Annotated in this window: 21 protein-coding genes; 11 read left to right on the top strand and 10 right to left on the bottom strand. The window is 44.8% G+C overall.

From position 1 onward, the window contains the following. Positions 1-43 precede the first annotated feature (43 nt). The 6 genes from E2K74_RS04870 to E2K74_RS04845 form a co-directional block, all read right to left on the bottom strand. Positions 44-331, bottom strand: a complete 288-nt coding sequence (locus tag E2K74_RS04870; protein WP_151203708.1) for a PA4642 family protein — start codon at positions 329-331, stop codon at positions 44-46. A gap of 127 nt (positions 332-458) precedes the next feature. Continuing rightward, positions 459-731 carry a cell division topological specificity factor MinE gene (minE, locus tag E2K74_RS04865; protein ID WP_151203710.1) on the bottom strand — a complete coding sequence of 91 codons (273 nt, stop codon included), beginning with the start codon at positions 729-731 and terminating at the stop codon, positions 459-461. A gap of 2 nt (positions 732-733) precedes the next feature. Next, complete coding sequence (gene minD, locus E2K74_RS04860; protein ID WP_151203712.1) at positions 734-1,546, bottom strand: septum site-determining protein MinD; 813 nt, start codon at positions 1,544-1,546, stop codon at positions 734-736. A gap of 68 nt (positions 1,547-1,614) precedes the next feature. Further along, positions 1,615-2,322, bottom strand: coding sequence for a septum site-determining protein MinC (minC, locus tag E2K74_RS04855; protein WP_151203714.1), 708 nt, complete (start codon positions 2,320-2,322; stop codon positions 1,615-1,617). A gap of 157 nt (positions 2,323-2,479) precedes the next feature. After that, on the bottom strand, positions 2,480-3,547 hold the full coding sequence (locus E2K74_RS04850; protein ID WP_151206588.1) for a preprotein translocase subunit SecA: 1,068 nt from the start codon (positions 3,545-3,547) through the stop codon (positions 2,480-2,482). A gap of 6 nt (positions 3,548-3,553) precedes the next feature. After that, positions 3,554-4,480, bottom strand: a complete 927-nt coding sequence (locus E2K74_RS04845; RefSeq protein ID WP_151206586.1) for an acyltransferase — start codon at positions 4,478-4,480, stop codon at positions 3,554-3,556. A gap of 250 nt (positions 4,481-4,730) precedes the next feature. Here E2K74_RS04845 and E2K74_RS04840 point away from each other — a divergent pair, with 250 nt between their 5' ends. The 9 genes from E2K74_RS04840 (at position 4,731) to E2K74_RS04800 (ending at position 14,283) form a co-directional block, all read left to right on the top strand. Next, entirely contained in the window at positions 4,731-5,384 is a 654-nt protein-coding gene (locus E2K74_RS04840) for an OmpA family protein (protein WP_151203720.1), read from the top strand. A 146-nt stretch (positions 5,385-5,530) separates the two neighbouring features. Beyond that, on the top strand, positions 5,531-7,570 hold the full coding sequence (locus E2K74_RS04835) for a UvrD-helicase domain-containing protein (protein ID WP_151206584.1): 2,040 nt from the start codon (positions 5,531-5,533) through the stop codon (positions 7,568-7,570). Positions 7,571-7,617: 47 nt separating this feature from the next. After that, entirely contained in the window at positions 7,618-8,070 is a 453-nt protein-coding gene (dut, locus tag E2K74_RS04830) for a dUTP diphosphatase (protein ID WP_151206582.1), read from the top strand. A 423-nt stretch (positions 8,071-8,493) separates the two neighbouring features. Continuing rightward, positions 8,494-9,912, top strand: a complete 1,419-nt coding sequence (locus tag E2K74_RS04825) for a phosphomannomutase/phosphoglucomutase (RefSeq protein WP_151206580.1) — start codon at positions 8,494-8,496, stop codon at positions 9,910-9,912. 10 nt (positions 9,913-9,922) lie between these two features. Then, positions 9,923-10,831: an acetylglutamate kinase gene (argB, locus tag E2K74_RS04820; RefSeq protein ID WP_151203728.1), complete on the top strand. Its 909-nt coding sequence runs from the start codon at positions 9,923-9,925 to the stop codon at positions 10,829-10,831. A 265-nt stretch (positions 10,832-11,096) separates the two neighbouring features. After that, the gene (locus E2K74_RS04815; RefSeq protein WP_151206578.1) at positions 11,097-11,945 is read left to right on the top strand and encodes a class II glutamine amidotransferase; all 849 of its coding nucleotides are present in this window, start codon (positions 11,097-11,099) and stop codon (positions 11,943-11,945) included. A gap of 319 nt (positions 11,946-12,264) precedes the next feature. After that, positions 12,265-12,720, top strand: a complete 456-nt coding sequence (locus tag E2K74_RS04810; protein WP_151203732.1) for a bacteriohemerythrin — start codon at positions 12,265-12,267, stop codon at positions 12,718-12,720. Between the two features lie 154 nt (positions 12,721-12,874). Beyond that, positions 12,875-13,954 carry a hypothetical protein gene (locus tag E2K74_RS04805; RefSeq protein WP_151203734.1) on the top strand — a complete coding sequence of 360 codons (1,080 nt, stop codon included), beginning with the start codon at positions 12,875-12,877 and terminating at the stop codon, positions 13,952-13,954. Beyond that, entirely contained in the window at positions 13,954-14,283 is a 330-nt protein-coding gene (locus E2K74_RS04800) for an RnfH family protein (protein ID WP_151203736.1), read from the top strand. The genes E2K74_RS04805 and E2K74_RS04800 overlap by 1 nt, the downstream gene beginning before the upstream one ends. A 101-nt stretch (positions 14,284-14,384) precedes the next feature. Here the strand turns inward: E2K74_RS04800 and E2K74_RS04795 are convergent, their stop codons facing one another. Then, the gene (locus tag E2K74_RS04795) at positions 14,385-14,783 is read right to left on the bottom strand and encodes an outer membrane protein assembly factor BamE (RefSeq protein ID WP_151203738.1); all 399 of its coding nucleotides are present in this window, start codon (positions 14,781-14,783) and stop codon (positions 14,385-14,387) included. 113 nt (positions 14,784-14,896) lie between these two features. Here E2K74_RS04795 and fur point away from each other — a divergent pair, with 113 nt between their 5' ends. Further along, positions 14,897-15,334 carry a ferric iron uptake transcriptional regulator gene (fur, locus tag E2K74_RS04790; RefSeq protein ID WP_151206576.1) on the top strand — a complete coding sequence of 146 codons (438 nt, stop codon included), beginning with the start codon at positions 14,897-14,899 and terminating at the stop codon, positions 15,332-15,334. Positions 15,335-15,403: 69 nt separating this feature from the next. On the opposite strand, the gene E2K74_RS04785 is transcribed toward fur, so the two are convergent. Together E2K74_RS04785 and E2K74_RS04780 are read right to left on the bottom strand one after the other, a co-directional pair. Then, positions 15,404-16,525 (bottom strand): PilT/PilU family type 4a pilus ATPase, encoded by a 1,122-nt coding sequence (locus tag E2K74_RS04785; RefSeq protein WP_151203742.1) that lies wholly within the window; start codon positions 16,523-16,525, stop codon positions 15,404-15,406. Between the two features lie 30 nt (positions 16,526-16,555). After that, complete coding sequence (locus E2K74_RS04780) at positions 16,556-17,593, bottom strand: type IV pilus twitching motility protein PilT (protein ID WP_151203744.1); 1,038 nt, start codon at positions 17,591-17,593, stop codon at positions 16,556-16,558. 123 nt (positions 17,594-17,716) lie between these two features. Here E2K74_RS04780 and E2K74_RS04775 point away from each other — a divergent pair, with 123 nt between their 5' ends. Beyond that, on the top strand, positions 17,717-18,406 hold the full coding sequence (locus tag E2K74_RS04775) for a YggS family pyridoxal phosphate-dependent enzyme (protein ID WP_151206574.1): 690 nt from the start codon (positions 17,717-17,719) through the stop codon (positions 18,404-18,406). 32 nt (positions 18,407-18,438) lie between these two features. On the opposite strand, the gene E2K74_RS04770 is transcribed toward E2K74_RS04775, so the two are convergent. Continuing rightward, entirely contained in the window at positions 18,439-19,545 is a 1,107-nt protein-coding gene (locus tag E2K74_RS04770; protein ID WP_151206572.1) for an acyltransferase family protein, read from the bottom strand.

Genomic DNA, 19,545 nt, shown 5'->3' with positions numbered 1-19,545 from the left:
AAAAAGCCTGCTTTAAAGCAGGCTTTTTTATTTATTATTCACATCAGGCAAATTTTTCTAAGACTGCCAGAAATTCGGCGCTTTGACGCGGAAAAGTTGCAATCACATCATGAATACGCTGACCTTCAGGATTCGTGGCATTAATATCACGACCATCAGCGACAAACTTGGTCAACAAGCGCTCATAGTCCAAAGGGCGCATATGTTTGAAGGCATGATAAAGCACATGAAAATCTGCATGAACACCCGCAGGAGGAAGCTGATTCAGGTAGGCAAATACACGCTCATCTGACCATTCTTCGTTAAAGGTCGCAGGTTGAGATAATGCCATCGCAATCTCCTCGATTTAATTCTTCGGCATGAAAAAGGCAAAATATTGAAGGCAGGGAAAAGCCATATTTTTCTGCCTGCCGCATATTCTGCCTTGAATCAATTTGCTTGACCAATCAAAAATCAGATTATCGCTCTTCAGGTAAATTGATATTCATTTCAAGCATTTCAATATTGGCCTCAGAGCGAACCTGCATTTGAATATGATTCTCATCCACGCCACGGACGTAGCGATTGACTACCTGCATGATTTCCGTTTTCATCTGGTCAATTTTGTCCTGACTTAAACGGCGTCCTAAACCCTGTTCAGATGCCACGATCACCTTTAAACGATCCTTGGCAGTCTGTGCGCTTGGGGCTTTTTCCTCGCTACTAAAAAGTTTACTCCAGAATCCTGCCATGTTTACGCTCCAAATAATCGTGCTAACCAGCCCTTCGGTTTTACCTCAATATGACGGTAAGGACGCTCTTCACCGAGGAAGCGAGCAACCAGATCATCATAAGCCTGACCTGCAGCAGACTCAGTGAAGTGAATCACAGGTTTACCTTCGTTAGACGCTTGTAATACGCTTGGGCACTCAGGAATCACGCCTAAGGTTGGTACACGTAAAATATCTTTTGAGATGTCATCAATCGTCAGCATTTCCTGTTTATCAGCACGTTCCGGGTTGAAACGGGTAATACATAGATGCTTACGGATACGACCTTCGTTTTGTTCTACTTTTTTAGTTTTACTGTCAAGCATGCCAATGATACGGTCAGAGTCACGTACTGATGAAATCTCAGGATTCGTCACAATGATGGCTTCATCTGCATGATACATGGCCAGAATCGCACCACGCTCAATACCCGCCGGGGAGTCACAGATAATATAATCAAATTCCTGTGACAGCTCATCCATAACACGCTGAACACCTTCGTCAGTCAGGGCGTCTTTATCACGTGTTTGTGAAGCCGGTAAAATATATAAATTTTCAATATCTTTATCGCGAATCAGTGCTTGTTGTAGTCGTGCTTCGTTATTCAAAACATTTACAAAATCATATACCACACGGCGTTCACAGCCCATAATCAAATCTAGGTTACGCAAGCCTACATCAAAATCGATTACCACAGTTTTGTGGCCACGTAGGGCTAAACCTGTTGCAAAAGATGCACTTGTTGTAGTTTTACCTACACCACCTTTGCCTGATGTTACGACAACAATTTTCGCCACCGAATCCACTCCTGTTATGGTTCAAAACCCCTATAAAAAATGGGGGTTATTTGGTGTTTATTTATACATTAAAATTGTAGAGCCTCAAATACAAGCTCTTGTTGATCATTCAAATAAATATGCACAGATTTTTTCAATACATGTGCTGGAATGTCATCGGCCACACAATAGGTTCCTGCAATCGAAACCAGCTCTGCTTCAAGTGCATGACAGAAAATACGTGCTGCATGATTGCCACCTGCACCTGCAATTACCCGGCCACGCGCACTACCATAGATATGAATATTGCCTGATGCAATCACTTCTGAACCGCTGTTGATTCCGGCAGTGATAATAATGTCACCTTGATGCTGCACAATACATTGGCCGGTGCGCAAGATTTCATCATGATAAGACGTCACATGGGCAATGACGGGTGCTGAATCTGCCTGCTGGTCATCGGCCGCTTCAGGTTTCACCTCAACCACCTGCTCCTTGCTGGCTTTAATCTCTTGCAGTTGGCGATCAGGGGGTAACACCGGGAACTGAATGGCGCGGGCCTGATCACCTAAAATACCTTCAGTCACAGCCATTGGCTGGACTTCCAGATCAATCAGCAATTGGATCAGGGCAATGAGTTCCTGGTCGACTGAACTTTCAATAACTGCCAAAGTACCCGGTGGAAATGCAGCTTGTAATTTGGGTGTAAGTTGCTGGCGGATGGCATTATGATCATTTGTGTCCAGGCTAATGCGCAGCGCATTGACCATTCTGCCTTTTATCCGTATGTCAGCCATAGTTCTTCCTTAATACTTCTGACCTGCTGGTTTATATCGAAGCAATGTTGTAAATAGTACAAATCCTAGAACAAATTTGAGTAATTCTCTAGCGATCCACGTTATTTTTTTAGACGAACAGTAGACGCCAATTTTCATGAATTCTATAAATAAAAATTCATGAACTGATTGACTGCTGATTTTGCTCATATTCTTCCAGGAGCTGTTGCCATTGCTTAATCTTGACCTGTTTGCGGATCGTTTCAATTGTTTCAAAAACAGCCGATTCGACCAATTTATCAATATGAGGACTGTGTTCAATCTGAATCTGGCTGATTTTATCGGAAATCAGGGCAAAAGTCGGATTGTCCTGTGAACCATCACGATATGTAAAGGGATCAATCAGCCCCTGAGTAATATTTTCTCCAAGACGTTGTCCAATGCTTTGAATTTGCTGTTCAATCCGACTACCAACAATGGGAATCAGCCGGAGGAGCTGGGTAAGTTCAGGCGTATCTTCAATGGCCTGATTCACGATCTGGCCCACATTTTTGGCAATGCCTAAACGTTGGGCCTGTAATTCTCTTCCCAGAGACTCCTGCAAAATATCAGCCAGTGCAACAGCCAGTAATTTACGGTGCTGTTCAATTAGCTCATCAATTAATTGTTTATGCGAGGTACTAGTAGTGACTTCCCGTTGGATACCATCCAGTACGGTTAACACTACCCGGCTGGAAAGCTCTTCCATCAGCAGGCTGTAGTAGAAATGACCACGCTTGTACCAGGAATCAGGAATCACTTTATAGCCATGCTTGTGCAGGTTATAGCCGATGGTCACAGCCCGTAACAGACGCAGGAAACGTAATTGCGGAATAATTGCCAGAACTTCGTACCAGTGCACAAAAGGGAAAAACCACCAGCGGCGATGATGATTTAATAGGCTTGCAATGAGCCAGCGTGCCAGAAGCTCAATGATCAAAAAAGTGGTAAACCAGCCTTCAGTAATAATAACCCAAGGCCGTAATTCACTTTTATAAAACTGTAAGACTTCAGGCATCTGAGCAAAATCAAATAGCCATTGACCAAAATCACTTACTAGAATTGCATTGGCACTGAGACAGAACAGATTGATCATGATCAGCGCCATCATGAAGATGTCGTAGAGCAGTGCAATTTTCCAGCCCCAAGAGCCCTTGCGGATAAACTTAAATGAGCTGGACACAGTGTCCGCTTTGTCGTTCTTCATAATCTCTCAGGCAGAAGCTGCTACAAGTGCTTGCTGCATTTGTTCAATTCGTTGATCCTTTTCGAACCAAATCTGGTCGACCCATTGCTGGAAACGGGCACGATATTCGGTATCATCCTCGTAATTACCGCCCAGCACCCAATCCGGAATGTCAATTTTTCTCAAATCCACGGCAATGCGCGGTACTTCACCCAGCCAGAATTCGCCATAACCCGGCACACCGTCCGGATAGACAATCGTCATATCCACCAAGGCATCAATCCTGTCACCTAAAATATTCAGGGCCAACGCCAGTCCACCGGCCTTGGGTTTGAGCAAATGGCGATAAGGCGATTTTTGCTGCTCATGCTTTTCATGGGTGAAACGCGTGCCTTCCAGATAATTCAGCAAAGTAAAGGGCTGACTGACCAGTTGCTCACAGGCCTGACGCGCTTCTTCAATATCGCGATATTTCAGGGCCGGGTTTTTGGCAATCTGTTCTTTACTGTGCCTTTTCATCATCGGGAACCCAAGGATTTTAAACGCTTGGCCAACAAATGGGATAAAAATAAGTTCCCATTTTGTAAAGAAACGGGTAAGTGGCATTCGGGTCAGGCCAAAATACTGGTTGACGGTGGTATCGACCCAGCTTTGGTGGTTGCAGGTCATCAGGTAGTGCCCCTGCATATTCAGGTCCAGAGACTCATCAATTGTGATCTGCCAGTCGGTATTTTTCAGGACATGGTCAATCAGCCAGTTATTGACCGCCAGCCAGCTGTTGGTGATCTTGATATTGGTTTCATCCACTTTGGATGATTTTTTGAATAATTTGGTCAGACCTAGTGCCAGTACCGGAGGACCATGAAAGAAAGTGCTTCCAGTCATAACTGAAGTGACAGTCAGGCCGCGTGCCAGTTTTTTTAAAGTCATTTTTTGCTTGCTATTCGATGACATATACAAACAGTTCCAGAGATGAATCATTTAAATTTCATTATATTTTGAACAATATAGTAGGAGTTGAGGAAATAGAAAAGGCCAGATCTTAAACTATGAAGAAACTGTGGTGAAACTTGTTGTTACAGTTACATATGAACATTACAAAAAGTTGCTAAAAAGTTTATTATTAACAAAAAATAAATGGTTATCCCATTATTTTTAAATCATTATCTGATTTATACGACAAAGACAAACAAGGAGGCATGCGATGCGTGCACTAGTAATTTCAGCAGTTGTGGCAGGGGCGGTAGCGCTGACAGGCTGTCAATCTACAGGTAATAATATTGGTGGCGTTGAGTATGATAAAGCTGCTCTAGGTACGCTTATCGGTGCTGCAGCGGGCTATGGTGTGTCTAAAGGCAACGCAAACACCAGCCGTCAAAACAACCGTGCAGCTGCAATTGGTGCAGTTGTTGGTGGTGCAGCGGGTGTTTATCTTGACAGCAAAGAGAAAAAATTGCGTCAGCAAATGGCTGGAACGGGTGTAGAAGTTGGCCGTAATCCAGATGGTTCTGTTGGCTTGATCATGCCGGGTAATATTACTTTCGATACAAATAAAGCAAATATTAAACCTAATTTCTATGCAACTTTAGACAAAGTTGCCCAGACGCTGGCGGAAGATAACAAAAGCGGTATTCTGGTAACAGGTTATACAGACAGCACGGGTAATGATTCTATCAATATTCCACTGTCGCAAGCGCGTGCTCAATCTGTAGCAAGCTACATGGCTTCACGTGGTATTTCAACTGCACGTATTAATGCGCAAGGTCACGGTTCAGCGAATCCGATCGCATCAAACGCGACTGCAGAAGGCCGTGAACAAAACCGTCGTGTAGAAATCAGCATTTACGCGATTCAATAATTCTTTATCACACCCTGATAAATTGAAAAACCACCTTCGGGTGGTTTTTTTTATGACAGCGCATTGACTGCTAAAACACAATTTGGATTAGGCAAACGGCTGCGGAGATGACTATAATCGGAGCCGAATTTAGAAGAGGAAGTCCTATGTCACTCGCCAGTCAGTTAAATGACAAGCAACTTGAAGCCATGAAATATACTCAAGGACCCTTGTTAGTACTTGCCGGAGCGGGTTCAGGCAAGACCTCCGTGATTACCCGAAAAATTGCCTATCTGGTTAAGCATTGCGGAATTCCGGCTCACCGGATTACAGCCATGACATTTACCAACAAGGCGGCGCGCGAAATGAAAGAGCGTGTGACCAAGCTGTTAACTCGTGAAGAAGCCAAAGGTCTTTCGGTTTCGACGTTCCATACCTTTGGTCTAAATCTGCTGCGTCTGGAGCTTAAACACACACCGCTCAAGGCCAACTTCTCGATTCTGGATGCTGATGACTGTAAACGGATTCTGATGGATCTGATGCATCGTGACAATTTATCCGGTGCTGAAAGCAAAGAGCTGATCGCCAAAGCTATGAAGATGATTTCGGACTGGAAAAATGATCTGATTCCACCCGAACAGGCGCATACCACCTGTGAAACGGCAGAAGATGTTCAGTTTGCGCATTTGTATCAGCTTTATGAGCGCAATTTGCGTGCCTATAACGCGGTTGATTTTGATGACCTGATCGTGATGCCAACGCGTCTTCTCCAGGAAAATGCAGAAGTCCGTGACAAATGGCAGAACCGGGTGCGCTATTTGCTGGTCGATGAATATCAGGATACCAATACGGCGCAGTATATTCTGGTGAAGCTGCTGGTCGGCGTGATGGGGCAGTTCACTGCTGTAGGCGATGATGACCAGTCGATCTATGCCTGGCGCGGCGCCAAGCCAGAAAATATGGCCTTATTACAGCAGGATTTCCCCAACCTGAAAGTGATTAAACTGGAACAGAATTACCGTTCAACCAGCCGTATTCTAAAAGCCGCCAATACGGTGATTGGTAATAACCCACATATTTTTGATAAAAAGCTCTGGTCAGACAAAGGCCATGGCGAGGTTATTCGAATCATTACTTGCCGTAATGATGATGATGAAGCCGAACGCGTGGTCAAAGACCTGATCACTCATAAGCTGATGAATGGCAAAAACTGGAAAGATTATGCGATTTTGTATCGTGGAAACTTTCAGGCACGTATTCTGGAAACCCAGTTACGCCAGATGCAGATTCCCTACAAGCTGTCTGGTGGCCAGTCTTTCTTCGCACGTGCAGAAATCAAGGACGTCATGAGTTATTTACGCGTGATTATTAACCCGGAAGATGACAGTGCATTTCTGCGTATTATTAATACACCAAAGCGGGCAATTGGTCCGGTGACGCTGGAAAAGCTGGGCCTGTTTGCACAGGAAAATAACCTGTCCTTGTTGGCAGCAGCCGGTGATCAGCGCCTGACCATGGCCATACCTAAAAAAGCGACTACACAGCTGGCCGAATTTTCTGACTTTATCAGTAATTTTACGCGCGAGTTGCTAGACGATGATGAGCCTGTAGCGATTATCCGTCAGATGATGGTCGAAGCGGGGTATATCGACTATGTCAAGGAGTCGGCCGCGACACCGGCCCAGGAAAAAACCAAGCTGGATAATATTGAAGTGCTGTATAGCAGTATTCAAAGCCTGATTAACCGTGCTGAAGATGTCGATGAAAAGAATATCGAAAGCGTCATCCGCAAAATGGTATTGCTGGATATGCTTGAGCAGCAGCAGGAAGAAGAAGATACCGACAAGGTGAACTTGTTGACCCTGCACGCCTCCAAAGGTCTGGAATTCCCCTATGTTTATCTGATCGGACTGGAAGAAGAAATTCTGCCGCATAAAAACTCGATTGCTGCAGAAACGGTCGAGGAAGAGCGCCGTCTGATGTATGTGGGGATCACCCGGGCACGTCAGGGCCTGACTATTACATTGGCCGAGCAGCGTAAAGCGGGCGGGCAAATGAAACAGATGACCCCGAGCCGCTTTTTGGATGAGCTGCCAGAAGATGAGCTGGAATGGCTGGGCCGCAAGAAAAAACTGGCCGGTAATATCGATCCAAAATTGCAGGCGCAGCAATATCTGGAAAATTTACGTGCCTTAATCAAGCGCTAATTTTTTAATACTTAGTTTTTAATAGATCGTCACAGGAAAAGTAATTCATGAAAGTTCAGGTAAAAGTCCTTGATTCACGTCTGGGGCAAGAATGGCCAATGCCGACCTATGCAACGACTGGTTCGGCTGGATTGGACTTGCGTGCTTGTGTGGAAGAAACCACTCTTATTGAGCCGGGACAAACGGTTCTGGTAAAAACCGGCCTGTCCATTTATATTGAAGATCCGGCTTTTGCGGGTCTAATTCTGCCACGTTCAGGTCTAGGCCATAAGCACGGGATTGTACTAGGCAATCTTGTGGGGCTGATTGACTCAGATTATCAAGGCGAATTGATGGTATCAGTATGGAATCGTAGTCAAACTGCCTTTAGTCTGGAGCCAGGTGAGCGTCTGGCCCAGTATGTGTTGGTGCCGGTGCTTCAAGCGCAGTTTGAGCTGGTCAATGAATTTGAAGCCACTGAACGTGGTGCCGGTGGCTTTGGTCACACCGGTCAGGCTTAAATCACCTAAATAAAATGATCTGGTGAATTGTTTTAACCAGATCATTTTATGGTCAAAAAAATCAATAAATATATATCTCAATATATTGCTGATCAAAATCTTTTAACTAAGCCTTAAAATATAAAAAACAATAAAAATTATTTTCTTCTCATTTAATGAATATGATTTGTATAAAGAGAAATCTTATGACAGGAGAAAATATCTATTTAAATATATCTAATGTTTACTAAAAATATTTTTTCTAGACTTTTTTGTATATAAATCCCTCTATAAAAGCTGAATAACTATATTTGTATAATTGATTGTTACATTAAAATGAGCTAAAAGTATGCAGTCTTAAAACAACAATACTGTTTAAAGTCATAATGATTAAATCATTATTTTATCCTGCCAGCATTAAATTGATAGTAAAAAGAAGATTATATGGGATCTATGAATCATCCATTTCCTCTGCATATTTTTCGTGCCTATGACATCCGGGGAAAAGTGAGTTTACTTAGTACGGGTGTGATTGACGCGATTGCCCATGGCCTTGCCCAGCAATATCGTGCTGCTGCACAGACTCGGGTTGCAATTGGATATGATGCCCGGATCAGCAGCCCCGCCTTTGCCGAAATTCTTCAACGTATTTTTGGTCAGTATTCGATAAAAGCCACCATTATCGGTTGCTGTTCCAGCCCGATGCTGTATTTTACGGCGCGTCAGTTCGACGGTAATGGCGTGATGGTAACGGCCAGCCATAATCCCAAAGAGGATAATGGAATTAAATGGATTATTTCCGGTGAACCGCCTTGCCCGCAGATGATTCAAAATGTGGCGCAACTGGCTAAACAGCATTGCCACAGCGAACTTGCCAACATCCCTCAACGTCCCCATTTGATTGCGCCAGAATTCTGCCTGCCTTATCAGTATGCAATCTTGCAAGATATTCAGCTCAAGAAAAATTTTAAAGTCGTACTGGATGGCCTGCATGGTTCGGCCGGCCGCTGTGCCAAGCTGGTACTGGAAAAGCTGGGTTGTGAGGTGACGGCTTTGCGTTGTGTGGCGAATGGTGAATTTCCGGATCATGCGCCGGACCCTTCTCAGGAAGCACATCTGAAAACATTGTATCAGACGGTTATTCAGCAACAAGCCGATATAGGAATTGCCCTGGATGGTGATGGGGATCGTGTGGTTCTGGTAGATGAGCTGGGAAATATCATTAGTGCTGATCAGTTGCTGTGCTTATTTGCCAAAATATGTTTGACCGGTCCAGAAGCAAAACAGTTTGTTTATGACGTGAAATGTTCGACCCTGGTTCGTAATACTGTGCAGGAGCTAGGCGGTGAAGCAGTGATGATCCGTACGGGAAGTTCCTTTTTACGTAAATATTTGGCTCATTCCCAGAATCAGGCTGTTTTTGGGGGAGAATATGCCGGTCATTATGTATTTAATGACGGACGGGGTTGTGGCTATGATGATGGACTATATGCTGCGTTACGCGTCATAGAATATCTTGACCAGACGGGACAAAGTTTAGCTCAGGTATTACAGGCCTATCCTAAACGCTATGGCACAGAAGACCTCTATATTGCGACCCGTGATATTCAGGCCAGTGAGCTTTTAGAGCTTGTCGAGCAGCAATCTCAACAATTCAATGCACAAATGAGTACAATTGATGGGATACGTCTTGATTTTGAGGACGGTTTTGGCATCATTCGGGCATCCAATACAGGTGAGTATTTTACAGTACGCTTTGACGCCAGCAGTGCCCAGCGACTGCATGAAATCCGTCATCTGTTTGTAAGCATGTTGCGGGACCGTTATCCAGAAATCGCGCAAGACATTTTAGATGCTCAATAAGGAGAGGCGAATGCCAAATCAGCAGACCGGCATCGACAAAGCACAAATTCTGACAGAAGCTTTGCCGTATATCCAACGCTTTACAGGAAAGACCCTAGTCGTCAAGTATGGCGGTAACGCAATGACGGATCCTGAGCTGGAAAGTTCCTTTGCCCGTGATATCGTCTTGTTGAAAACTGTCGGCCTGAATCCGGTGGTGGTGCATGGGGGCGGTCCACAAGTGGATTCCATGTTAAAACAGCTTGGGCGTGAATCTGACCGTATTGATGGGATGCGTGTGACAGACCCGGCGACCATGGAAGTGGTTGAAATGGTGCTGGGCGGCAGTGTCAATAAATCTATCGTGAATTTAATTAACCAGCACGGTGGCCGGGCAATTGGCCTGACCGGTAAAGATGGGAATCTGCTGCGCGCTAAAAAGCTGCTCATGAAAAAAACGGCAGATGATGGCTCGGTTGAGGAAATTGATCTTGGACTGGTCGGCGAAGTCGTTGGGGTAAAAACCGATGTCCTAGAAATGTTTACCAACAGCGACTTTATTCCAGTGATTGCTCCGCTTGGCGTAGATGAAGAAGGCAATACCTACAATATTAATGCCGACCTGGTGGCAGGCAAAGTCGCAGAAGCCCTGGGGGCGGAAAAACTGATCCTGCTGACCAATATCACCGGTGTACTGGATGAAAATAAAAAATTGCTGACTGGTCTGAGCACACAGGAAGTAGATCGCCTGATCGAAACCGGGGTGATTTATGGTGGCATGATTCCTAAAGTGGGATGCGCTCTAGATGCAGTCAAAGGTGGAGTGGTCAGTGCGCATATCGTCGACGGCCGTGTTCCACATGCCAGCTTGCTGGAAATTTTTACCGATCACGGGGTAGGAACCTTGATTACCAACCGTTCCAAGCCACATTGTGCTTAAGACATTATTTTAAAATTTTAAAGAGCCTCCCTTGAGGCTCTTTTTGATCCTATGTTTTAGTCAAACTGGGCAAATTCTCCAACCTTCAGGTTTTGAATGCTCAGACATCGAAAGTGCATGATTCAATAAAACAGTAATATATCTCGATTTTTGTCAATGCAGTGCTGCAGAGCATTACAGCGCTGATCTGAAAGAGATATTTGAAATGCGCTGAGGAGTCATGCACAATAACTTTTCTGAATTAATCAACAGCTGAACCAAGACTATGTGCCAATTGCTTGGAATGAACTGTGCGACTCCCACAGATATTACCTTCTCATTTCGTGGATTCTCCCAGCGTGCAGGTATTACTTCCGATCATTCGGATGGTTTTGGAATCGCTTTTTTTGAAGATAAAGCCTGTCGTCTGTTTGTCGATAACCAGTCTGCTGTCGAGTCACCGATTGCTGAGCTGATTCGTAATTATCCGATTAAATCCCGTAATGTGATTGCGCATATCCGTAAAGCGACCCAAGGTAAAATCAGCCTGGAAAATTCTCATCCTTTTAGCCGTGAGCTGTGGGGGCGGCAATGGATTTTTGCCCATAATGGTGATTTACATCATTTTTCTCCCGAGCTGAGTGGCCGCTTTACACCCGTGGGCAATACCGACAGTGAGTATGCTTTTTGCTATCTGCTGGATCAGCTGGTCAAACGTTTTGGCTACCATGAACCAAAGCTGGATCAGATCTTTGATTTGTTAATTGAAATCTCACCGACCATTGCCGAGCATGGAACCTTTAACTTCTGCCTGTCAAATGGGCAAGCCCTGTTTAGCTATGCGGTAACCAAATTACACTGGCTGGTGCGGGAATATCCTTTTAAACCTGCCCAATTGATTGATATTGATGTCGAAGTGGACTTTAGTCAGGTGACTACTCCTGAAGACCGGGTCGCTGTGATTACCACGGAACCTTTGACCCAAAATGAGCAGTGGACAGCATTTCAGCCGGGGGAAATGATCCTGTTCCGGAATGGCGCCAGAGTTCGGTCTGAAGTAACCCATATTGCGCGTTTAGTACGTGAAAGACTGGATCCTTCTTTAAAGCGAATGACTAAAGCTGATTTATATTAGGGGGCTGTAGACAATTCGTTTATATGGATAAATATAGATATTTAAAAGCATCTTCAAAAATAAATTTTAAAAAACAGGAGTTACTCCTGTTTTTTTATCAATAAAATGAAAAATATAATATTAAAAACCAATGGATTGATTAAAAAATACTTTATGATTCTGGTCGGGTTTAAAATGTATTAGTTATAAGAAACAAGGATTTATGTTAATAGTTCGCGATAATGTCTAAAGCCGACTAATTTACTTGATTTTTATTTATAGGTATTCCCTATATGATTGTATTCATGTGATAAATCCTTAATATGAATAGGTGGTCGTAATGAAAATGAAATGGATTCCAGATTATAATACTGGTATCGATGTGATTGACGATCAGCATAGACGCATTCTTGATTATATCAATGAGATTGATGACCTAGATGCCGATAGTGATCGTGATCGGATTAAACAGGTTCTGGAAAATATTATTGATTATACCCAATCACATTTTACTTTCGAAGAATCTCTGCAAGAAGAAGCAGGTTATAAATATCGTGTACCGCATAAACGTGTACATGACCTGTTTATTAAAAAAATCGAATCTTATCGTGACCGTTTTGAAATGGGGCATTCGATTGAAGCGGAATTGCATGAAGTATTATCTAAATGGCTGATTAACCATATTCAGCATGATGATGCCGATTATGTGGGGGCAGTCAAAGAAAATATGATCGGGATTCTGAAAGAGAAAGAAAAGAAAAAAGGTAAAAACTGGTTTGCCCGTTTCTTCTCATAATCTGGAAGAACTCCGCATAGATTGAGATAAAAAAAATTAAAATTCTAATAATAAGTTCGCGCAGCAAATCACTGTCTTGGTGATTTGCTTTTTTGTTTTTGATTTTCATGGCCTCACAAGGCAAAATAGCGCTAGGTTTTTATAGGAATGCATCATGCAGGACAAAGCTATGTCAAAATGGTTATCACCGCTGATGGCTTTCTGTTTATCGTTTATTATCATCGCGACGCTCGCACCGATAACAGGTATACAGACTGATCGTCAGCTGGATTTCTGGATGCTCTGGTTAGGCACCATGCTGATTCTGGCGCTTCCCGTTTGCTATTTGGAAATTGCCTTAGCCAAACGCTCTAAAACCACCGCCGTGCAAGCGCTGTCAAGTTTGACCCGGGAAGCGGATGCATCACAAAAATGGCGTATTGTTGGCTGGCTTGGCGTGATTTTTATTCCATTTTTAGCCGGTGCCATACTTAATAACGCTAGTGGTTTACTCAGCGTTGCGGCGATTAACGTTGTGCCGCAAATACTGTTTGCAGGCCTTGCCGTATTCGCGTTGGCGCTCTCTTTGCTTCCCCGTCAAATTTTACTGCTGCTGAGTACCGTCGGGGTATTGGCTTCGCTGGCCTTTGCCCATATACAGGGAACGGCACTACCTGCCTGGCAAATCACCCCAATTGAATTTTCAGAGTGGGGCAATGCAACGGTACTGGCTTTGGTGGCAAGTGGTCTGGGAATGGGACTGTACTGGCAGTCCAGCCTTGCAAGTGTAAAAGAGCAATCTGTTGCAACTAAAACTGTACTGCCAATCTGGATCGCGCAATTGCTGGCCGTGGTGGCCTTTGCTTTCTTTGCTGTTAAGGCACAAATTTCAGCTTTGACCTTGTGCGCAGCAATTGTGGCTGCTGCCGCATTTATACTGCAAATGGCACGTGAGCAGTTGCAACAACGTCAGCTAAATATCGCCATGCAATGGCTGATTCTAAGTGTAGCGACTCTGATCTGGCTTATTCCAAATACAGCTCCGGTGTTTAATGGCTTGTTAATTATCTGGGGACTGCTCATCTGTCTGGTCTATGCCATTTTTGCGGGCTGGATCATGAAGATTAGTCATTTACGTAAGTCTATGAATTTCAGCAATGAAGCCTTTTATAATATCTGGCGTATTGCGGTGCGTGTCGTCCTGCCGCTTTCTATCATCATTGCATTGCTGGCTGTGATCGGGCAGTGGGTGTGATGAGTAAGGGCATGGTCTGGGTGGCTTATGCCGCCCCGGAACAGCAGTTTCATATTGCATTGCCTTTTCAGGCTGGAATGACTGCGCTGGATGCTGTTCAGCAAAGTGGAATTGCACAGCAGGCTACTTTGCCTGAGCCGCTGGTATTAGGAATTTTTGGAATGCGCTTGCAGAATCAGCAGCAGCCATTGGCTGCTGGGGATCGTGTAGAAATTTATCGTGTATTGACCATTAATCCCCAAGATATACGCCGTAAACGTGCAGAGAAAAATCCGGTGGGCCGTTATGCCAAGGGAAACCGTTTTAAGCAACTCAAGACATCTTCCTAGGAACTGACGACTGATTCGGTGTATTTGCTGGTAATTTGATAGATCAATTGAGTTAATCAGAAAACCCCTGAGAATTCAGGGGCTTTTTTATGAAAAACCGACTATAGTGGAGGTGCGTTTAAAATTGCTTCTTTAGAACCTGGTAAACCGGGTTGAGATGCTGGAATTGTTTCCAGACCTTCAATCCGCTGCACCACGCCAGATTCATTAAAGTAGATTTTTAAATGCTGGCCTTGGGCGGCTGGGATCTTGGCCTTTTTGGCATATGTTCCCGGGGTATAGTTGTAGATGTAGTCCCAGCGTAAAGGATTCATTGGATCTGTCACCGTTGGGCTGCCGAGCAAGAAACGTACCTGTTGGTGATTCATTCCCACCTGGATTTTGGAAGCCTGCGCTTGAGTGAGAGGAGTACCCTGCGGTATATCTACTTTGTAGACACCTAATGCCGAACAGCCGACCAGCAGTGAGGTGACGAATAACGTCAACATGAGTTTTTGCATTTTGCTACACTATCCCAATTAATTATGATGCATTTGATCCAAGGATAGATCATACTGCATCTAAACTTTGTTGCCTATATTCCAACTTTGATTTTGTTGAGAGACCTTTTTACATGCCTATTTCAAACCAAGATTTACGAAAAGCTGGACTGAAAGTCACCCTTCCACGAATTAAAATATTAGAATTATTAGAAAACTCTAAACAGCATCATCTTAGTGCGGAAGATATTTACAAGACTTTACTCGAACAGGGAGAAGATGTCGGTCTTGCAACTGTGTATCGTGTGTTAACGCAATTTGAAGCCGCGGGAATTATTGAACGTCATAATTTTGAAAACAATCATTCCGTTTTTGAAATTATGCAGGAAGACCATCACGACCATCTGGTCTGTGTGAATTGTAGCAAAGTTGTTGAATTTATTAATGATACCATTGAAAAAGAGCAGCATGACGTGGCTCAGGAGTTCGGCTTCGAGCTAACCGGTCACTCGCTTAATTTATACGGTTATTGTGATGCCTCTGAATGTCAGGAAGCTTACCGTAAAAAATAATCCCGGTTCAGCTTAAAATAAGAAAAACAGGCTTCATAAGAAGCCTGTTTTTTTATGGCTCTTAAATGATCAGCTCTGACCATCAAAGGTGATATTGGAATTGGCACGCAATAAATGCTCGCCGCCTTCTTCAGACAGCTTAATTTGCAGACGCAGGTCGTTTGGTGAATCCGCATGTTTTAGGGCATCTTTATAGCTGATCTGTTTGGCTTTATATAAATCATAAAGTGCCTGGTCAAAGGTTTGCATGCCCAGCTCGCGCGAGCGTTTCATCAGGTCCTTGATCTCATGCACATCACCTTTACGGATTAGGTCTGCCACCAGAGGCGAGTTAATCAGAAGTTCGATGGCTGCCCGACGACCATTTCCATCCACTGTTGGAATCAGCTGCTGCGCCACGATGGCCTTCATGTTTAAGGATAGATCCATAAACAGCTGGCTATGACGGTCTGCTTCAAAGAAGTGGATAATCCGGTCAATGGCCTGGTTGGCATTGTTGGCGTGCAGGGTCGCAAAGACCAGATGGCCGGTTTCGGCAAAGGCAATTGCATAGTCCATGGTTTCACGGGAACGAATCTCACCAATCAGGATCACATCTGGTGCCTGACGCAGGGTGTTTTTCAGGGCGATTTCAAAGGAGTCTGTATCAATCCCGACTTCACGCTGGGTGATGATACACCCCTTATGCTGATGGACGAATTCGATCGGATCTTCAATGGTAATGATATGGCCCTTGGAATTTTCATTGCGGTAGCCAATTAGCGAGGCCAGTGAGGTCGATTTACCTGTACCAGTGGCCCCTACAAAAATGATGATGCCACGTTTGGTCATTGCCAGTTCTTTAAGAATCGGTGGCAACTTCAGTTGGTCCATGGTGGGAATTACGGTTTCAATCCGGCGCAGGACCATGCCCGGCTGATCGCGTTGCTGAAAAGCGCTGACACGAAAGCGCGCAGTCTTGTCCGGATTGCTGATCGCAAAGTTACATTCACGGGTTTCTGCAAACTCTTTACGCTGTTTTTCAGTCATGATGGAGTTTAAAAGTTGCCCCACCGCAGCCCCTGGTAATTTTACCGAACCAATCGGTACAATCTGGCCATTAATTTTGATGGAAGGTTCGACATCGGCTGTAATAAACAGATCCGAGGCCTTTTTCTCTACCATATAATTCAGTAAGCCATTAAAGTCCATGCTCAAGCCCCCAATATAATGAACTGTTTTTTATAAGAATGATTCAGGCTGTTTGGCTGCTGTACGCGCTACTTGCGGGCTGATGATTCCTTTGGAAACCAGGGTTTTTAGGCTTTGATCCAGTGTGGTCATTCCATAGTTGGCACCTGTTTGAATCGCAGAGTACATTTGCGCAATCTTATTTTCACGGATCAGGTTACGGATCGCTGGAATACCGATCATGATTTCATGCGCTGCCACACGACCGCCACCATTTTTTTTGAGCAGGGTTTGTGAAACAACGGCCTGTAAAGACTCTGATAGCATGGCACGTACCATGTCTTTTTCCTCGGCCGGGAAGACGTCAATCACACGGTCAATCGTTTTGGCTGCGGAGGTGGTATGCAGGGTACCAAAGACCAGGTGACCGGTTTCTGCCGCGGTTAAGGCCAGGCGGATGGTTTCAAGGTCACGCATCTCACCGACCAGAATAATATCCGGGTCTTCACGTAGTGCTGAACGCAGTGCTTCATTAAAGCCGTGCGTATCACGGTGGACTTCACGCTGGTTGACCAGACATTTTTTCGACTGGTGTACAAACTCAATGGGGTCTTCAACAGTCAGAATATGGTCATAACGGTTATCATTGATATAATCGAGCATGGCGGCAAGGGTGGTTGATTTACCTGAGCCGGTGGGTCCGGTGACCAGTACCAGGCCACGTGGATATTCACTGATATCTTTAAAAATCTGGCCCATGCCTAAATCTTCAAGGGTCAGGACTTTTGAAGGAATGGTACGAAATACCGCACCAGCGCCACGGTTCTGGTTAAAGGCGTTGACACGGAAACGGGCCACACCTGGAACTTCAAAAGAAAAGTCAGTTTCCAGGTTTTCTTCATAATCACGGCGCTGCTTATCGTTCATGATGTCATAAACCAGCTTGTGTACTTCCTTGTGTTCCAGTGCAGGCAGGTTAATACGACGTACTTCACCATCTACACGGATCATCGGCGGCAAGCCGGCAGATAAGTGTAAATCCGACGCACCATTTTTAGCAGAAAAGGCTAACAGTTCTGTGATATCCATCAGGTCCCCAATTTCATTAAAATATTATTTATTTTGCTAGAATAATAAGGCTTTCCGTCAGCTTAACCAACCCTTAGTTGGCGAGCAAGGGAAAAAAATCAGGACAAAATGAGAACCTCATCAATGAATATGCTGCAACAGTCACGAAATCAGGTTTTAGCTCAGATTCAGAGCGCATGTACCCAGGCCGGACGTGAACCGGATTCGGTACAACTCTTGGCGGTCTCCAAAACTCAGCCAAGCGCTATCCTGGCGCAGATGTATGAGGCCGGACAGCAGGCCTTTGGTGAAAACTATCTGCAAGAAGCACTGGAAAAAATCACGGCTCTACACGCGCTGGACATTGAGTGGCATTTTATTGGACATGTACAGCGTAATAAAACCCGGCCTCTAGCAGAACATTTTGCTTGGGTGCATGGGGTGGATCGTCTGATTATTGCCGAGCGTTTATCCAATCAGCGTCGCGATTCTCAAGCGGCACTGAATATTTGTCTACAAGTGAATATTGACGGACAGGACAGTAAGGATGGTTGTCAGCCTGAACAACTTAGCGAACTGGTGAGGCAGATCAGCCTATTGCCGAATATACGCTTACGCGGCCTGATGGTGATTCCTGCTCCTGAAAATACCCGGGCCTTTGCAGATGCCAAAGCCTTATTTGATGCGGTAAAGGCTCAGCATGCCCATCCTGAGGACTGGGATACTTTGAGTATGGGCATGTCTGCCGATATGACCGAAGCGATTGCAGCTGGCTCTACCATGGTTCGTGTCGGAACAGCGCTGTTTGGTGCGCGTCCTAAAAAGGCTGAATAAAGCCGGTCAGATTCTTTGGGCAAAAAAAAGCGTTATTGCAGGGTATTGGATAACGCTTGGTTTCTTTGTGGTTCAAGCCATTTGGCCATGAGCCAGGCAAAGAGGATTAAGCCACACATACTGCCGAGCAGGGCTAATACAGCACCACCGAGACCATAGGCCAGCGTTGCAGGCACAGCCCCTAAAATAAATAACAGTAATGGAAAATGGGTGACATAGAGCGTATAAGAAAAATTTGCAGACTGCACCCAGACCGGATGATAGCAGCTCTGCTGCTGTTGTAGCTGCACCAGCCAGCAGACAAAGGCCAGTCCGATGCAAATATTAAAAGGCACAAAATAATGCGTGGTGTAAAATCTTGTTTGTTCAATCACCTGAAATTGATAGGCATCCAGACAGGCAATGATGAAGGCTACAGCTAACAGGGCGGATTTAATGGCTTGTAAGCGGTCTAAAAAATGGAGCTGGAGATGACGGCGCGCACTGGCGAACGCTGTCAGCCAGAGCAGAAAATAAAACAAAAACTGGATATTCAGCGCCGACAGCGTAGTGAACAGAAGCAGAAAGCCGATTTTGGCGAGTTCAGAGTCTTTCAGAAAAGGCAGAAATCCGGCCAGTACATAGAACCAGACTTCAAAACTCAGACTCCAGAGGGGTGCATTGGCAGATATGGTGGGACCAATAAAGCCATTCAGAAACAGCAGCGAAGCAATAAAGTCCGGGGCTGTAATGTCATAGTCAGTCCGGATCATCATGCCAAAACTGTTCTGAAAATGATGGCTTTGTGAAGCAAAAAACCAAGGCGCCAGCATATATAAAACCAAGCTTAAAGCAGAAGCAAACAGAAAAGGTGGTAAAATCCGGCGACAACGCTGCCGCGCATAATGCCGTACATTAAACTGTCCATAGCGTCGGGAATGGTTCTGGATGGAAGTTCCGATCAAATAGCCACTCAGTACAAAAAAGATCATGACTGCGGCCTGACCCAGCAGACGCACCCATGAATACAGGCTGAGATCAAAAGGGGCGATAAAGGCCTGAAAGCAGTGACTAAATAGGACTATTATCGCACTGATGCCTCGCAAGCTCTCTAGCTGTAAGCTGAAATAGGGCGAGAGCTGGTTCGGCGGATGGGGCAT

Source organism: Acinetobacter sp. RF15B, from assembly GCF_007558235.1.
GTDB classification, from domain to species: Bacteria; Pseudomonadota; Gammaproteobacteria; order Pseudomonadales; family Moraxellaceae; genus Acinetobacter; species Acinetobacter lwoffii_C.
Note: the sequence above shows the minus strand (reverse complement) of the source record. Positions and strands in the feature narration are given on the sequence as shown.

Coding starts and splice junctions, on each gene's coding strand:
- E2K74_RS04870 (WP_151203708.1), bottom strand. CDS start 331: ATGGCATTATCTCAACCTGCGACCTTTAACGAAGAATGGTCAGATGAG.
- minE (WP_151203710.1), bottom strand. CDS start 731: ATGGCAGGATTCTGGAGTAAACTTTTTAGTAGCGAGGAAAAAGCCCCA.
- minC (WP_151203714.1), bottom strand. CDS start 2,322: ATGGCTGACATACGGATAAAAGGCAGAATGGTCAATGCGCTGCGCATT.
- E2K74_RS04850 (WP_151206588.1), bottom strand. CDS start 3,547: ATGAAGAACGACAAAGCGGACACTGTGTCCAGCTCATTTAAGTTTATC.
- E2K74_RS04845 (WP_151206586.1), bottom strand. CDS start 4,480: ATGTCATCGAATAGCAAGCAAAAAATGACTTTAAAAAAACTGGCACGC.
- E2K74_RS04840 (WP_151203720.1), top strand. CDS start 4,731: ATGCGTGCACTAGTAATTTCAGCAGTTGTGGCAGGGGCGGTAGCGCTG.
- E2K74_RS04835 (WP_151206584.1), top strand. CDS start 5,531: ATGTCACTCGCCAGTCAGTTAAATGACAAGCAACTTGAAGCCATGAAA.
- dut (WP_151206582.1), top strand. CDS start 7,618: ATGAAAGTTCAGGTAAAAGTCCTTGATTCACGTCTGGGGCAAGAATGG.
- E2K74_RS04825 (WP_151206580.1), top strand. CDS start 8,494: ATGGGATCTATGAATCATCCATTTCCTCTGCATATTTTTCGTGCCTAT.
- argB (WP_151203728.1), top strand. CDS start 9,923: ATGCCAAATCAGCAGACCGGCATCGACAAAGCACAAATTCTGACAGAA.
- E2K74_RS04815 (WP_151206578.1), top strand. CDS start 11,097: ATGTGCCAATTGCTTGGAATGAACTGTGCGACTCCCACAGATATTACC.
- E2K74_RS04810 (WP_151203732.1), top strand. CDS start 12,265: ATGAAAATGAAATGGATTCCAGATTATAATACTGGTATCGATGTGATT.
- E2K74_RS04805 (WP_151203734.1), top strand. CDS start 12,875: ATGCAGGACAAAGCTATGTCAAAATGGTTATCACCGCTGATGGCTTTC.
- E2K74_RS04800 (WP_151203736.1), top strand. CDS start 13,954: ATGAGTAAGGGCATGGTCTGGGTGGCTTATGCCGCCCCGGAACAGCAG.
- E2K74_RS04795 (WP_151203738.1), bottom strand. CDS start 14,783: ATGCAAAAACTCATGTTGACGTTATTCGTCACCTCACTGCTGGTCGGC.
- fur (WP_151206576.1), top strand. CDS start 14,897: ATGCCTATTTCAAACCAAGATTTACGAAAAGCTGGACTGAAAGTCACC.
- E2K74_RS04785 (WP_151203742.1), bottom strand. CDS start 16,525: ATGGACTTTAATGGCTTACTGAATTATATGGTAGAGAAAAAGGCCTCG.
- E2K74_RS04780 (WP_151203744.1), bottom strand. CDS start 17,593: ATGGATATCACAGAACTGTTAGCCTTTTCTGCTAAAAATGGTGCGTCG.
- E2K74_RS04775 (WP_151206574.1), top strand. CDS start 17,717: ATGAATATGCTGCAACAGTCACGAAATCAGGTTTTAGCTCAGATTCAG.
- E2K74_RS04770 (WP_151206572.1), bottom strand. CDS start 19,545: ATGCCCCATCCGCCGAACCAGCTCTCGCCCTATTTCAGCTTACAGCTA.